This is a genomic window from Pseudomonas fragariae (ex Marin et al. 2024) (assembly GCF_059621105.1).
This window is the reverse complement of the sequence record NZ_CM184369.1, coordinates 2,137,158-2,150,690: the sequence shown is the minus strand read 5'-3', so window position 1 is coordinate 2,150,690 and position 13,533 is coordinate 2,137,158. Positions and strand designations below refer to the sequence as shown.

The 13,533-nt window shown below is 59.8% G+C and carries 15 protein-coding genes; 3 read left to right on the top strand and 12 right to left on the bottom strand.

The features are described from left to right. Window positions 1-143: 143 nt before the first annotated feature. The 4 genes from AC54XV_RS09600 to AC54XV_RS09585 all read right to left on the bottom strand — a co-directional run bounded on the left by AC54XV_RS09600 (window position 144) and on the right by AC54XV_RS09585 (window position 4,175). Entirely contained in the window at window positions 144-380 is a 237-nt protein-coding gene (locus AC54XV_RS09600; protein ID WP_003405762.1) for a hypothetical protein, read from the bottom strand. Window positions 381-571: 191 nt separating this feature from the next. After that, the gene (locus AC54XV_RS09595; protein WP_058822460.1) at window positions 572-2,659 is read right to left on the bottom strand and encodes an LTA synthase family protein; all 2,088 of its coding nucleotides are present in this window, start codon (window positions 2,657-2,659) and stop codon (window positions 572-574) included. A gap of 263 nt (window positions 2,660-2,922) precedes the next feature. Further along, window positions 2,923-3,783 carry a polyamine aminopropyltransferase gene (speE, locus tag AC54XV_RS09590; protein WP_003371548.1) on the bottom strand — a complete coding sequence of 287 codons (861 nt, stop codon included), beginning with the start codon at window positions 3,781-3,783 and terminating at the stop codon, window positions 2,923-2,925. 200 nt (window positions 3,784-3,983) lie between these two features. Then, window positions 3,984-4,175, bottom strand: coding sequence for a PLDc N-terminal domain-containing protein (locus AC54XV_RS09585; protein WP_003315122.1), 192 nt, complete (start codon window positions 4,173-4,175; stop codon window positions 3,984-3,986). A gap of 154 nt (window positions 4,176-4,329) precedes the next feature. Between AC54XV_RS09585 and AC54XV_RS09580 the strand changes: the two genes are divergently transcribed. Next, window positions 4,330-5,256 carry a ZIP family metal transporter gene (locus AC54XV_RS09580; RefSeq protein ID WP_011267287.1) on the top strand — a complete coding sequence of 309 codons (927 nt, stop codon included), beginning with the start codon at window positions 4,330-4,332 and terminating at the stop codon, window positions 5,254-5,256. On the opposite strand, the gene AC54XV_RS09575 is transcribed toward AC54XV_RS09580, so the two are convergent. Next, window positions 5,253-5,771, bottom strand: coding sequence for a hypothetical protein (locus AC54XV_RS09575; RefSeq protein WP_003405772.1), 519 nt, complete (start codon window positions 5,769-5,771; stop codon window positions 5,253-5,255). The genes AC54XV_RS09580 and AC54XV_RS09575 overlap by 4 nt on opposite strands. A gap of 100 nt (window positions 5,772-5,871) precedes the next feature. Then, entirely contained in the window at window positions 5,872-6,417 is a 546-nt protein-coding gene (locus tag AC54XV_RS09570; protein ID WP_003405774.1) for an ankyrin repeat domain-containing protein, read from the bottom strand. 346 nt (window positions 6,418-6,763) lie between these two features. Here AC54XV_RS09570 and AC54XV_RS09565 point away from each other — a divergent pair, with 346 nt between their 5' ends. Then, window positions 6,764-7,042: a DUF3509 domain-containing protein gene (locus AC54XV_RS09565; RefSeq protein ID WP_003315128.1), complete on the top strand. Its 279-nt coding sequence runs from the start codon at window positions 6,764-6,766 to the stop codon at window positions 7,040-7,042. A gap of 110 nt (window positions 7,043-7,152) precedes the next feature. Here AC54XV_RS09565 and AC54XV_RS09560 read toward each other — a convergent pair whose 3' ends face one another. The 6 genes from AC54XV_RS09560 to aroC form a co-directional block, all read right to left on the bottom strand. After that, window positions 7,153-7,875, bottom strand: a complete 723-nt coding sequence (locus tag AC54XV_RS09560) for a helix-turn-helix transcriptional regulator (protein WP_024640612.1) — start codon at window positions 7,873-7,875, stop codon at window positions 7,153-7,155. A 254-nt stretch (window positions 7,876-8,129) separates the two neighbouring features. Next, window positions 8,130-8,813: an acireductone synthase gene (gene mtnC, locus AC54XV_RS09555; protein WP_024640613.1), complete on the bottom strand. Its 684-nt coding sequence runs from the start codon at window positions 8,811-8,813 to the stop codon at window positions 8,130-8,132. Between the two features lie 16 nt (window positions 8,814-8,829). Further along, window positions 8,830-9,375: a 1,2-dihydroxy-3-keto-5-methylthiopentene dioxygenase gene (locus AC54XV_RS09550; RefSeq protein WP_011267284.1), complete on the bottom strand. Its 546-nt coding sequence runs from the start codon at window positions 9,373-9,375 to the stop codon at window positions 8,830-8,832. 80 nt (window positions 9,376-9,455) lie between these two features. Next, window positions 9,456-10,070 carry a methylthioribulose 1-phosphate dehydratase gene (locus tag AC54XV_RS09545; RefSeq protein WP_003405783.1) on the bottom strand — a complete coding sequence of 205 codons (615 nt, stop codon included), beginning with the start codon at window positions 10,068-10,070 and terminating at the stop codon, window positions 9,456-9,458. Continuing rightward, window positions 10,067-11,230, bottom strand: a complete 1,164-nt coding sequence (locus AC54XV_RS09540) for an MFS transporter (RefSeq protein ID WP_011267283.1) — start codon at window positions 11,228-11,230, stop codon at window positions 10,067-10,069. Before AC54XV_RS09540 ends, AC54XV_RS09545 begins: the two co-directional genes overlap by 4 nt. 30 nt (window positions 11,231-11,260) lie before the next feature. After that, window positions 11,261-12,352 carry a chorismate synthase gene (aroC, locus tag AC54XV_RS09535; RefSeq protein WP_003405788.1) on the bottom strand — a complete coding sequence of 364 codons (1,092 nt, stop codon included), beginning with the start codon at window positions 12,350-12,352 and terminating at the stop codon, window positions 11,261-11,263. Window positions 12,353-12,493: 141 nt separating this feature from the next. Here aroC and AC54XV_RS09530 point away from each other — a divergent pair, with 141 nt between their 5' ends. Beyond that, entirely contained in the window at window positions 12,494-13,525 is a 1,032-nt protein-coding gene (locus tag AC54XV_RS09530) for an alpha/beta hydrolase (RefSeq protein ID WP_058822461.1), read from the top strand. The last annotated feature ends 8 nt before the right edge of the window (window positions 13,526-13,533 follow it).

Below are 13,533 nucleotides of genomic sequence, written 5' to 3'. Positions count from 1 at the left end.
AGCATGTAGCTGACCGGACCAGGCTTGGCGCCGGTCGGGTATCGAGATGTCAGAGGCTGCCTGAACAGCCTCATCTGCAGAGTAGCCCTATCGTGGGCCGGATGCCAAGTGGTTGCCACGAAAAGGTTTTTGATCAGCGCAGATCAGGCGACTTCTGTAATGGAAACGATCTGCACACTGTTATGGTCCTTGAGCGTCTTCACGGTAGGTTCCTCAGTGCGCCCATCAAGATCATTCAGATCCAGCTCGTCGGTGACCGGGTAAAGGTCCTTGCGCAGGAAACGCGCGGCCTCCTCCTCACTGGGACGCTGATCAAAACCAGCCTCGCGGCGTTGCTGCACACCATCCTTGTCCAGATACACAATGGCCCACTGTTTCATCAATGCCTCCCGTACGAAGCCAGGCACTCTGGCTTATGTGATCTGGACCTTTTGGCCCGCGTATTCGTTCAACCGATTACGCCGCCGGGCCAGCCATGCCGGGCAAAAAAAAAGACCCTCGCAGTCAATGCCGAGGGCCTTCGTCGCTTGACTGATCCGACTCGCCGGTCAGCCGGACGAGTCAGTTGTCATCAGTTGCGGTTCTTGCTGGCTTCTACACCTGCCGTGTTGTCCAGAAGGCTCTTGGTGGCCGTCTGCAGGAAGCTTTCCAGCTTGCGCTTGAGCTCCTGCGTGTCGGGCGCATCAGGCACTTCTTCGGCATGCGGCTTGGCGCCAAGGGTGTAGGTCAACAGCTTGGCAGGCATCTCGGTCGGTTCGATCAGGATACGGTTGCCGCTGATGATAGCGACCACCTGCTCACTGCCCGACGGCTTGATCACGCCGAAGCCCTTGTCACCCTCAGGCAGGTTCAGCAGATCGCGGCCCCAGCACTGGTTGCGGTTCAGACCACCCAGACGGCCCATGATGGTCGGCACGACGTCGACCTGCGTACCCACGATGCTGCTGCGCTGGCCGAACTTCTCCTGCACACCAGGGCCGATCAGCAGCAGAGGCACGTTGAAACGGCCCAGGTCCATTTCGGTCAGTTGCTTGTCGTTACCGAAACCATGGTCACCCAGCACCACGAACAACGTGTTCTTGTAGTAAGGCTCTTTTTTGGCCTTCTCGAAGAACTGGCCCAGCGCCCAGTCGGCATAACGCATGGCGGTCAAATGCTCGTCCAGCGAGCCGTGTCCGGTGACGCGCTCGACCGGCAGAGGATCCGGCAGCGCATACGGCGTGTGGTTGGACAGGGTCTGCAGCAACGCATAGAACGGCTTGCCGTCCTGACGCGCCTTGAGCTCCTGCGCGCCACGGTCGAACATGTCCTGGTCGGAAACACCCCAGGTCGGATCGGAGAACACCGGGTTGACGAAGTCTTCACGGCCGACGAAGTTGGTCATGCCCTGGTTGCTGAAGAAACCCGACTGGTTGTCCCAGGCAAAGTTGCCGTTATAGACGTAGACGTCATCGTAGTTGCGGCCCGTGCTCAGCAATTGCGGCAGACCCGACAGCTTGTGGCTGCCTTCCGGCGTCTGCATCAGGTACTCGAAGCCCGGCAGGTTCGGGAAGCACGCCATGGTGGCGAACATGCCCTGGTGGGTGTGGGTACCGTTGGAGAAGAAGTGATCGAACAACAGGCCTTCCTTGGACAACTTGTCGAAGTACGGCGTGATGTTGGCATCGTTGCCCAGCGCGCCCACCGAGTGACCGGCGAAGCTTTCCATCAGGATCACGACCACATTGCGGATCGGCAAGGTGTTCTCTGCCGGTGGCGTGAAGTCACGACGCACAGCCGCAATATCCGGCTCGACCAGCTTGTCGTTCGGGGTCAGCAGCATGTCGCGCACGGTCTGCTGGGCCTCGTTCTGTGGCAGCGTGGCTTTCCAGATGTTGTCGCGATCTTCGGACATACGGCTCTTGGCCGCAGTGATCAGCGTCAGTGTGCCGTTGAGGCCCAACTGGTTGGCGAAATTGGAATCAGTGGTGTAAGCGTCGCCCCAGCGCAGCGGCGGGCCCTGGCGCAAAGTGCCACGGATGCAGACCACCATGACCAGCAACACCAGCACGAATACGCCGGCGCGCACATACCACGGCGCAACGGAGCGAGTGGCTTGCGGACCGGTTTTTGCAGCGACACGTGGACGGGTTGCACGGTCAATGCCCTTGAACACCAGGCTCAGCAGCCAGGTCACCACGGCCCATGCCAGCAGGTAGCGGACCACCGGGAAACCGTACCAGAGCATACTCAGAACAGTCTTCGGGTCTTCCTTGACGTATTGAAACACCAGGCCGTTCAGGCGCTGGTGAAACTCACGGTAGAAGTCCATTTCCATCAAGCCGAAGAACAGCGTGATGCTGCCGACCAGGGTCAGCCAGAAACGGAAGAACCCGCGGGCCGCCATGGCGCGTGCGCTGAACAGCGACAGCACCAGCGGAATCAACAGGTACATGGTCAGGCGCAGGTCGAAGCGCGTGCCGTTGAACAGTGCTTCAAGGAACGTCGAGGCAGGCGTGTCGCCAATCATCTCGCGGTTGTAGACCAGCAGACCGATACGCAACAGCGTGTACATCACCATCAGGGCGAAGCCGCTGAGCAGGATGTACGCCAGATGCGATTTGACAGTGGGGTTTTGCAGGCGGGCTTGCCGATGAATCTGGGCGTCCGTTTTGGCCATGGTTGTCAGGATCCGGTGGATTCAGGGGTAGGTTCAGAGTGCAGCGCCGCCCTCCTCTTGAGGGAGACGGCGCGCGACAGGGCGCAGATATTACTTGATTGCGGGTCGCCAGGGGCCAGGTCGGCCCATGAAGACGCGTGCCTGTTCAGCTTCGCGCGCAATTTTGTGACAGATCGTGTGAAATTTCTGTCGCGAATTAAGCGCTTATAAAGCCTCACAGGCCACGCTCGAGAAAATCCGGCTCGAGGAGCCGGACCGACTCATCAGTCGTTGCTGGCCTTGCCCACGGCCTGCAGAACGTACTGTGGCAAGGCGAATGCGCCGATGTGGACTTCCGGATTGTAATAACGCGTAACAATACCGCTGCCCGAGAAACGCTGACGCAGGGTTTCCAGCGGCAGTTTGCGATAGCTCTTGTCGGTCGAACCCCAGGCGAAAGTCATTGCGCCGCCGATGTAGGTCGGGATCGCTGCGTGATAGAAATGCCAGTCGGCAAACAGACCGTTCATGCGCCCGGCCGTGGTCTGCACACCGCTCAACTGCATGAAAGGCGTGCCGTTCTGGGTGACCAGAATGCCGCCTTCATTGAGGCAGCGATGGCAGGCCTGATAAAAGTTTTCCGAGAACAGGACTTCACCCGGGCCGATCGGATCGGTGGAGTCGGAGATGATCACGTCGAACTTCTCTTCGGTGGTCGCGACGAAGCGCATGCCGTCGTCGATCACCAGGTTCAGACGCGAATCGTCGAAGGCACCGCTGGAATGATTGGGCAGATATTCCTTGCACATCTCGACCACGGTCGCATCGATCTCGACCATGGTGATGTGTTCGACGCTCATGTGCTTGGCGACTTCACGCAACATACCGCCGTCGCCACCGCCGATGATCAGTACGCGCTTGGCTGCACCGTGCGCCAGAATCGGCACATGGGTGAGCATTTCGTGGTAGATGAATTCGTCCGCTTCGGTGGTCTGAATGACGCCGTCCAGCGCCATGACACGGCCCATGCGCGGGTTCTGGAAGATCACCAGGTGCTGGTGATCGGTACGTACTTCGTGAAGCATTTTTTCCATACGAAAGCGTTGGCCGTAGCCTTCGTATAACGTTTCCTGATAATCGCTCATGGGTAAGCTCCCGCTGGGTACTGATGACAGGACGGCCGACCGCCCACAACAAAGGCGCGCATTCTACGTCGAGGAACATGACAGGTCGAACCTCTATGCAGCCTGGCGTGGCATTGCCGCTGCAAATGCCCGACGCATGAAACGAAAAACGCCTGATTACCCAGGGTAATCAAGCGTTATTTGCCCAGCGTGTGGACGTATCACATGCGTACGTTGCCACGCGGCCCGAGGATAGCCCAGATGATCAGGCCCACCACGGGAAGCAGTACGATCAGCAATACCCAAAGGATTTTCTTGCCCGTCTCGGCACCGCTTTTCAAGACGTTGATGATGGCCCAGATATCGAGCGCCAGAATGATCAAGCCGACCAGGCCGTTGAAGCTAGAACCCATGGTGTTGCCCCTAAATTAAATGCTTACCCTCCTAGGATAGTCGCGCCGTTCGGGGGTTCCGTTGAACCAACCTTATATTCTCGGGCTCCCAGACGGGGTCGACTTTATATTTCAGTCACCATTGCTTCTCCCCTTTACAAAGGTAGCCCTATCAATGCCTACGCCCGCATCATCCCGAACGCCCTGGGCGGCCTGGTTAAACCAGCTTCAGGGCAGCCCGCTGGTAAGCCTGGGCTTCGCCCTCGCCCTGCTGATCGTCGTCGCCCTCGGTGGCATCAGCCTTTACAACGCCTTCTATGGCACCAGTCAGGTCAACTTCAATCACGCCCTGCTGGGCGGTATCGCGGGTTTTCTGGCGACGGCGCTAGGCGCAGTGATGGCGGTTGCCCTGCGCAACGTCTCGCAACGCGCTCAGGACATCATGCTCGGGTTCGCTGCGGGGATGATGCTGGCGGCCAGTTCGTTCTCGCTGATTCTTCCAGGCCTGGAAGCCGCCCGGGACATTACCGACAGCGGGCCGTGGGCAGCTGCGACGGTTGTCGCCGGCCTGGGGCTGGGGGTGCTGCTGATGCTGGGGCTGGACAGGTTCACCCCGCACGAACATGAAAGCGTAGGCCGCCAGGGGCCTCACTCGGATCGAATCAGTCGGGTCTGGCTGTTCGTGCTGGCGATCACCCTGCATAACCTGCCTGAGGGCATGGCGATTGGCGTCAGTTTCGCCAGCGGCGACATGAACGTCGGCCTGCCATTGACCACGGCCATCGCCATTCAGGACATTCCCGAAGGTCTGGCCATTGCGCTGGCCCTGCGCGCGACCGGCCTGTCGGCCTTCAAGGCGATGCTGGTGGCCATCGGTTCCGGCCTCATGGAGCCGCTGGGCTCACTGGTGGGCCTGGGCATCTCCAGCGGCTTTGCCATCGCCTACCCGTTGAGCATGGGGCTGGCGGCAGGCGCGATGATCTTCGTGGTCTCTCATGAAGTCATCCCGGAAACCCACCGCAATGGCCATCAGACCTCGGCAACCCTGGGCCTGATGGGCGGCTTTGCGGTGATGATGTTTCTCGATACGGCGCTGGGTTAACCGCGCAAGGCTTGCAATGCAGGTGCGGCATGGATGCCGGCCGTTGCTGCCAGCTCGACTACGCGTGCTTCGTCACGGCCATACACCAGCACCGCTTGCAACTCGTCATCCAGTGGCTGGCTGAAGTTCATCAGCACATAGCCGCCCATCTCCTTGTTCATGCTGCTCAACTGAATCTGAATGCGATTGAGCGCGACCAGCGGCTCTACCTTGGCCAGTTGCCTGGGCTTGATGTTGAAGGTCACGTCCTTGCCAAACGACTGCACGATCTGCTCGAACAGGTCCATGTAGCTGTCGGCCTGGAACAGTACGGTTTCCGGCAGGCTGCCCACCACGACCCACTCGCCCAACGGGATCGGGAATGTATCGTCGTAGTTGATATCAGGGTTGGCCGCCAGAAATGCCTGCGGATCGGCATACGCCTGCGCGGCTTCATCGGCGATATGCACGATCTCATCGTCGCCCATGCAGCCGGAGCTGACTTTGCTGATTAATTCGACCAGTGAGTCTTTCATGGGGGCGATCCTGATAGCGGGCAAAAAAAGAGGCGCGAAGGATAACGGTAAATCCATCGCGCCTCTATGTGTTCATGCCTTGCGGTCAATGCACTCGCCGTCAGGACCGGGCTGGCTGCACGCCCATTTTGCTCAACTGCTCGATGGTGACGGTCGCGCCCATTGCCTGAGCGGCGCCCAGTGCAGTGATGCCCTTGGCATCGGTGGCATGCGGGTCCGCGCCCTGACTGATCAGGTAATCGACTATCTCGTTGCGATTGAACATCGCCGCCATCATCAGTGCGGTGCGGCCATCAGCAGAGGCACCGTCTATATCGGCACCCGCCTCGACCAGCAACCTGACCACTGCCAGATCGCCCTTGAACGCTGCGCCGGCGATGGGGCTCTGACCGTTATCGTTGCGGATTTCAGGATCAGCCTTGTGGTTCAGCAGCACACGGACCGCATCCGCATGGCAGTGATAGCTGGCCAGCATCAGCAGCGTATCGCCCTTGTGGTTGCGCAGATCTGCCGGCAGCCCCTTTTCAAGCAGACGCTCGAGCATGACGGCATTCCCCTGGCGAGCCACATCGAATACCTGCTCGGCGAACTCGGCAGCTTCGTCTTCAGTCATGGTTTTCGAAGCGCTGATATCTGTATCGGTCATTAACTACTCCTTGGCGCACAGTACTCCGGGTATGCGTTGACCCGGCATCGATAAACACACTGACCTCAAGTCTCGCCAGCTGTTCGATCGGCATCGATCCCCATGCGCAATGCCTGCTCATGATCGCCGCAATGCATGCAATCGCCCTTCTGCCCGATGCCCATCGTGCAAGAAACGGCAAAATGCAGGGCGCACGACGGGTGTTCATGCAAAATGCACGAAGCCTGAAAACAAGAGATATTTCAAGTTATTGATTTTAAAGGATTAAATTTCAAGGAAAGTCTGGCACAGACACTGCAATAGTACTTGCAAGCTTGTTATCCCATGAGCAATGGAGCCGCCTCACATGACTTTTATTCAAGAAAAATTCGCTTCCGTATTCTCCGACTACACCGTCACCACTCAACCGCGTCCCGATGGTGGTGTTCTGTTGTCACTGCGTACCCAGGATGGTAAGCAGATCCGTCGCTCAGTCTCTTATGCTCAGTTGCACACTCCGGTTCAACTGGAATGGGTAATCAGTGCCATCCGCCGTGACCTGGCTGCACAAGCCAGCGAGTTGCCAGCCATCTCGATGCTGCAAAGCCAGCACCGTTTTGATCTGCCGACGTATCACACACGTTGATTTGCCCGCCACCCTCTTGGGTGGCACCCGCTGTACGCTCTCTCATCCCTTGTTTGCCGCGATTACACCTTGTTCTCGCGGCTTTTTTTTGCCTGCGTTTTGTCCGCCGACTATCTGATAAGGCCACGACACAGTGCTTCGCCCACCGCTTGTGCCCTGTTGGCAACGCCGAGCTTGGAGTAGATGGTCTTGAGGTGATACTTCACCGTCGACTCCGACACGTCGCGGATCATCGAGATCTCCCAGGCCGTCTTCCCGTCTCTGGCCCACTGCAAGACTTCCAGCTCACGATGGGTCAGACCGCGCGAACAGAACTTCAGACCCCGCGCGACACTGTGCAGCACCGGCATGAGACTGCTCATGAGGTACTTTTGTTCAGCGCTGATGGGCCGCGCCACTTCGCCCAGGCTACACACCGATGTCACGCTGTCGGCACCGCGGCAATGATTGGTGTAGCCGTAGGAGATGGCCGGAAGCAGTTCACAGGCATCGACCAGCTCGTCATAAAAGGCGGATACCGGGTATTGCCTGAACGCATCCTGCCAGTTAAGGAAGCCCAGTTGATTGCGATAACAACGGATTACCGGGTCCTGCATGATCAGATCGTGCTGACGGTAGGCATCGCCCCACGCTTCGTCGACGTTGGAGGTGATGAACGTCAGCAACAGCGGCCCCTTGAACTGAAAGAACATCGCGCGCTCGCTGTTGCATTCGCGCCGTAACCACTCGAGTGCATTTTCGATGGCGGTCTGCCCATCGAGCTCGGTAATCGTGCTCACCATCTGCTGTATCAATAAGTCCCTGGTTGCGCTTTCTGTCATGGCACTGCACATCGCTGCCGCTCCTTGTTCGCCCGTGAATCGGTACAGGTGTTGTCCGTGACCCCGTTGGCGATGGCGCAGAACTTACACGAATAATCACGTTGAAAAACGGCGAACAGAACAAACAGATTCAACGCACTTTCAACCCGGCAACAGCTCACCAGAAAGCAGGAAAAGTCCTACAGACGTAGTGCGTGAGCCTTGCGGCAGGCAGTTTTCAATGCAGCGGCATCAGGACGATGCCGCGCACAGCAGGCGGGAGTCTTCTAGAAAGCGGCTGGGTCGATAAGCGCAAAACTGGTCACATACCGGTGCCCGGCAAGTGCCCCGCCATCACGCGCAAGACCACAGGTGGCCATGCCGGCGGCCTGTGCGGCATCGAGTTCTTCGACGATATCCGACAGGAACAGAATGTCCCCGGCAGGACAGTCCATTGCCTGGGCAATCGTCCGGTAGGACTGCGCTTCGCGCTTGGGGCCGGAGGTCGTATCGAAGTAACCGCTGAACAGGCCGGACAGATCGCCCGCCTCGGAACAGCCGAAAATCAATTGCTGAGCCTGAATAGAGCCCGAGGAATAAACGTAAAGCCGGTAGCCCTGTTGATGCCAGTGTTTCAAGGCATCGACAGCATCCGGATAAACATGCCCCTTTAGCTGTCCGGCGTTGTAACCCTGCTCCCAGACCATCCCCTGCAGGGCCTTGAGCGGTGTGGCTTTGCGGTCCTCGGCGATCCATTCCAGCAGGAGTGCAATGACGCGCTCGACATCGGCGTCCGGCTCACCGGCCAGGTCGCGCACCGCCTGCAACTGCTGCGCCACGGCCGGTTGCTCGGCATGTTCGCGAACGAATGCGGGCAGGTGCTTTCTGGCGAACGGAAACAGCACGTCGAAAACGAAACTCACTGCACTGGTGGTGCCTTCGATATCCGTGAGGATAGCTTTGATGGGCATCAGAATCGGGCTCCTGTCAGTCTTCCAGCCGTGGAAAACGGCCGGCAATGTCTTCACCGGTAAAATTGGCCACCCAGCCTTCCGGGTTGTTGAACAGGCGGATGGCCACGAAGTGCGGGTTTTCGCCCATATCGAACCAGTGCCGCGTGCCGGCCGGTACGGAAATCAGGTCGTTCTTTTCGCACAGCACGGCGTACACATAGTCGTCGATGTGCAAGGTGAACAAGCCCCGCCCGGCGACGAAAAAGCGTACTTCGTCTTCGCCGTGGCGGTGCTCTTCAAGAAACCTGGCGCGCAATTCGGCTTTTTGCGGGTGATCGCTGTTGAGACTGATGACGTCCACGGTGACATAACCGCGTTCGGTCATCAGCGTGTCGATCTGCGTGCGATAGGCGCTGATCACCTCTTCCTGACTGGCACCGGGAGTGATCGGCGTCGCGGCTTCCCAACGGTCGAACGCCACGCCGTGCTCGGCCAGTGTCGACGCGATGTCTTCCAGATGGGTCAGCACCTTGTTGGGCATATCAGGGCTTGAAACGTGATAAACGGACAGGCTGCTCATGCGTGAATCCTCGGTTTGGTGCAACGCCTTCCGGCTTTTACAGGCCGGTCAGGCTTACAGACTGGTTTGGCAAGACGTTGTCAGCGGTTCATTACCGCGCGCATTTTCAGTTCGCACTCGAACAGGAACTCGAACGCTTCGATCTGGCGCAAGGCGTCGCTCATTTTAGCCCCCCAGGTGTAGAGGCCATGACCGCGGATCAGGTAGCCGGCGCACTCGGGATGGGTGTCCAGCCAAGGCTGCACCTTTGCCGCGAGACGGGCAATGTCCTGATCGTTGTCGAAAATCGGTACCACGACCTGCGACTCGTGAGTGACCACGCCGCTAAAGGCCTTCTGCAGTTCGTAATCCTCGAACACCAGATGATCGGCCGTGGTCAGCCTCGACAACACGGTCGCGTTCACCGAATGGGTGTGCAGCACCGCGCCGACTTGCGGCCTGCAGCTGTACAACTGGGTATGCAGCAAGGTTTCGGCAGACGGCTTTTTACCGGGCTCCAGGCTGTTGCCAGCCAGATCGGTGGCCAGCACATCGTCAGGGCCCAACTGGCCCTTGTGCTTGCCGGATACGGTCAACAACGCCTCACTGGCAGAAAGGCGCGCAGAATAATTGCTGCTGGTGGCAGGCGACCAGCCACGGCCGTACAGAAAACGCCCGGCCTCAATGATTTCCAGGCTCAATTGTTCGCGGCTCATACACCTTCCTCTTTCTTGGGTGTGACAATCATGACGGCAGCGGCAAAGGCTGCAAGGCTGGCGATGGCAAAGGTCCAGGTCGGCCCCAGCGCGTTCCAGCTGTAACCGGAATACAGAGCGCCCAACGCCCCGCCGACCCCGGACAAGGCAGCATAAAGCGCTTGCCCCTGACCTTGCTGACGCGGACCGAAGCTACTTTGCACGAAATGAATGGCAGCGGCGTGAAAGCTGCCGAACGTGGCGGCGTGCATCACCTGGGCAATCAGCAGCGCGGTGAGGTGATCGGCAAACAGCCCCAGCAGCAGCCAGCGCAGTGCGGCCAGCAGAAAACTGGCGAACAGTACCTGGCGCACGGTGAAGCGCTGCAGAATCCGGCTCATGACCATGAACATCAGCACTTCAGCCACCACGCCGACCGCCCATAGCAGGCCGATCAGGCCGCGGCTGTAACCGAGCGCTTCGAGGTGCAGGGTCAAAAAGGTGTAATACGGCCCATGGCTGAGCACCATCAGCGCAACACTGAGGTAGAACGCCCATACACCGGGGCGCGCCAGTTGCCTGAGAAAGCCGCCCGACCCGGTTTCGCGGCTCGACGGTGAGGGTTGCGCATTCGGCACCCACCAGCTGCTGATAACGATACCGGACATGATCGTCAGCGCGATGTAGGGGAACAGGTCCAGGCTGAACCATTCAAACACCCGCCCCAGCACCACGACGGCCAGAATGAAACCGATCGAACCCCACAGCCGAACCTGGCTGTAACGCGAGGCCTGGCCTTGCAGGTGCGCGAGGGTGATGACTTCGAACTGCGGCAGGATGGCGTGCCAGAAGAACGCATAGAGCGCCATGACCATCGCCAGCCAGGCATAGCTTTTTTCGACCAGAATCAGCGAAAACGCCAGCAACGTGCAGATGGCGCCAGACCGCACAATGGTCAGACGCCAACCGGTGTGATCACCCAGCCACCCCCAGAGATTGGGCGCGACGCAGCGCATCAGCATGGGAATGGCGACCAGCTCGCCGATCCGTGCGCTGGAAAAACCCAGATGATGCAGGTAAAGGGCCATGAACGGCGCCGACAGGCCCAGCAAGGCGAAATAGCATACGTAGAACCCGGACAGCCGCCAGTAAGGCAGCTGTCCGCCGCCAGGTTGCGCCACGCTAGCAATCCGCAACCGTGACGGCGTGCATTACACCTGCCCCAGCACAGGTGTGTTGACGCTGACGTCGGCGTTCTGACCGCGATGGCGCAGCAGGTGATCGAGCAGAACGATGGCCATCATTGCCTCGGCAATCGGTGTGGCACGGATGCCGACACACGGGTCATGCCGACCTTTGGTGATGACATCGGCGGCGTTGCCATCGACATCGATCGAACGCCCTGGCGTGGTGATGCTGGAGGTCGGCTTGAGCGCCAGATGCGCGATGATCGGCTGGCCGGAGGAAATGCCGCCGAGAATGCCGCCCGCGTGATTGGACAGGAAACCCTGTGGCGTCATCTCGTCGCGGTGCTCGGTGCCGCGCTGGGCAACACAGTCGAAACCGGCACCGATTTCCACACCCTTGACCGCGTTGATGCTCATCAGCGCGTGCGCGAGCTCAGCGTCCAGACGATCGAAGATCGGCTCGCCGAGACCCGGCATTACCCCGTCTGCGACCACGGTGATTTTCGCACCGACCGAGTCCTGATCACGTCGCAGCTGGTCCATGTAGGCTTCCAGTTCCGGCACCTTGTCAGGGTCGGGGCAGAAAAACGCGTTGTCTTCTACCGAATCCCAGGTCTTGAACGGGATCTGGATCGGGCCAAGCTGGCTCATGTAGCCGCGAATGACGATGCCCTGGCTTGCCAGATACTTCTTGGCGATGGCCCCCGCAGCCACACGCATGGCGGTTTCCCTTGCCGAACTGCGTCCGCCACCGCGGTAGTCGCGGATGCCGTACTTGTGGTGATAGGTGTAATCGGCGTGGGCCGGGCGGAACAGGTCCTTGATCGCCGAATAGTCCTTGGATTTCTGATCGGTGTTGCGGATCAGCAGGCCTATGGACGCGCCGGTGGTCTTGCCCTCGAAGACACCCGAGAGTATCTCGACCTCATCGGCTTCCTGACGCTGCGTGGTATGGCGGCTGGTGCCCGGCTTGCGCCGGTCCAGGTCGCGCTGCAGGTCTTGCAGGTCCAGCTCCAGCCCCGGCGGGCAGCCGTCGACGATAGCGACCAGCGCCGGGCCGTGGCTTTCGCCGGCGGTGGTGACAGTGAACAGCTTGCCGAAAGTGTTGCCGGACATGCGGGCGCTCCGAAAAATCAGCCAAAAAACCAGATCGTTAAACCAAGCGCGCCAGTATACGCAGGCTCGCGGTTCAGTTCATCCTCGAACCTTCTGTCACCGCGTGCGTCCAAGCGTGACTCCCCCAATGATGGCCTTGCGATGTTATCCGGTATTTCCCTGCTTCGAGTTCCCAACGCGCTGCGTCTGCTGGCCCTGCCGATAACCCTGATCCTGAGCCTGGCCGCCGCAACCGCCAGCGCTGCGGCGCCCGGTACGGTGCAGCGGCCGATAAGCGTGGATACCGAGAACGGCAAGCTGTACGGCACGCTGCTCATGCCGCGTTCCGACAAACCGGTGCCGGTGGTGCTGATCGTCGCCGGTTCCGGCCCCACCGACCGCGACGGCAACAACCCGGAGGGTGGACGCAACGACAGCATGAAACGCCTGGCGGTGATCCTGGCCAGCAACAATATCGCCAGCGTGCGCTACGACAAACGCGGCGTCGCGGCCAGCAAGGCGGTCACGCCGGATGAACGCAACCTGAGCGTCGAGCGCTACGTGGCCGATGTGCAGCTCTGGGCCAGAGCGCTGAAAGCCAACCCGCGCCTGGGCCAGTTGATTCTGTTGGGCCACAGCGAAGGTGCGCTGGTGGCGACGCTGGCGGCTGAAAAGGTAGGTGCAGCGGCGCTGATTTCCGTGGCCGGCACCGGGCGACCGGTGGATCAGGTGCTGCGCGAACAGTTTCAGGAGCGCCTGCCACCGGACCTGCTGCAGCGCAGCGATCAGTTGCTCGACGAACTCAAGGCCGGCAAGACCGATGACAACGTGCCCGCCGAGCTGGAAGTGGTGTTCCGCCCCAGTGTCCAGCCGTACCTGATCTCGCTGTTCCGCCAGGACCCGGCGGCGGCTTTCGGTGCCTTGCACATTCCGGCGCTGATCGTTCAGGGTCGCAACGACATTCAGGTCGGTGTGGGTGATGCGCTGCTGTTGCAGAAGGCCAAGCCGGATGCACAGCTGTCCCTGATCGACGGCATGAATCATGTGCTGCGCATCGTCCCGGACGATTTGCAGCAACAACTGCTCTCCTACCGCAATCCGACCCAGCCGCTGGCCAGTGAAGTGACCGAGCGGATCCTGAGCTTCATCAAGGCGCTGCCTCACCCGGATGCCACACCCGGAAAAAAGATCTGACGCGCGTT

What these genes read in the sequence shown, in the direction of transcription:
- speE (WP_003371548.1), bottom strand. Translation starts at nt 3,783, where the DNA reads ATGAGCGATTATCAGGAAACGTTATACGAAGGCTACGGCCAACGCTTT.
- AC54XV_RS09580 (WP_011267287.1), top strand. Translation starts at nt 4,330, where the DNA reads ATGCCTACGCCCGCATCATCCCGAACGCCCTGGGCGGCCTGGTTAAAC.
- AC54XV_RS09600 (WP_003405762.1), bottom strand. Translation starts at nt 380, where the DNA reads ATGAAACAGTGGGCCATTGTGTATCTGGACAAGGATGGTGTGCAGCAA.
- AC54XV_RS09530 (WP_058822461.1), top strand. Translation starts at nt 12,494, where the DNA reads ATGTTATCCGGTATTTCCCTGCTTCGAGTTCCCAACGCGCTGCGTCTG.
- AC54XV_RS09595 (WP_058822460.1), bottom strand. Translation starts at nt 2,659, where the DNA reads ATGGCCAAAACGGACGCCCAGATTCATCGGCAAGCCCGCCTGCAAAAC.
- AC54XV_RS09585 (WP_003315122.1), bottom strand. Translation starts at nt 4,175, where the DNA reads ATGGGTTCTAGCTTCAACGGCCTGGTCGGCTTGATCATTCTGGCGCTC.
- AC54XV_RS09570 (WP_003405774.1), bottom strand. Translation starts at nt 6,417, where the DNA reads ATGACCGATACAGATATCAGCGCTTCGAAAACCATGACTGAAGACGAA.
- AC54XV_RS09545 (WP_003405783.1), bottom strand. Translation starts at nt 10,070, where the DNA reads ATGAGCCGCGAACAATTGAGCCTGGAAATCATTGAGGCCGGGCGTTTT.
- AC54XV_RS09560 (WP_024640612.1), bottom strand. Translation starts at nt 7,875, where the DNA reads ATGTGCAGTGCCATGACAGAAAGCGCAACCAGGGACTTATTGATACAG.
- AC54XV_RS09565 (WP_003315128.1), top strand. Translation starts at nt 6,764, where the DNA reads ATGACTTTTATTCAAGAAAAATTCGCTTCCGTATTCTCCGACTACACC.
- AC54XV_RS09550 (WP_011267284.1), bottom strand. Translation starts at nt 9,375, where the DNA reads ATGAGCAGCCTGTCCGTTTATCACGTTTCAAGCCCTGATATGCCCAAC.
- mtnC (WP_024640613.1), bottom strand. Translation starts at nt 8,813, where the DNA reads ATGCCCATCAAAGCTATCCTCACGGATATCGAAGGCACCACCAGTGCA.
- AC54XV_RS09575 (WP_003405772.1), bottom strand. Translation starts at nt 5,771, where the DNA reads ATGAAAGACTCACTGGTCGAATTAATCAGCAAAGTCAGCTCCGGCTGC.
- aroC (WP_003405788.1), bottom strand. Translation starts at nt 12,352, where the DNA reads ATGTCCGGCAACACTTTCGGCAAGCTGTTCACTGTCACCACCGCCGGC.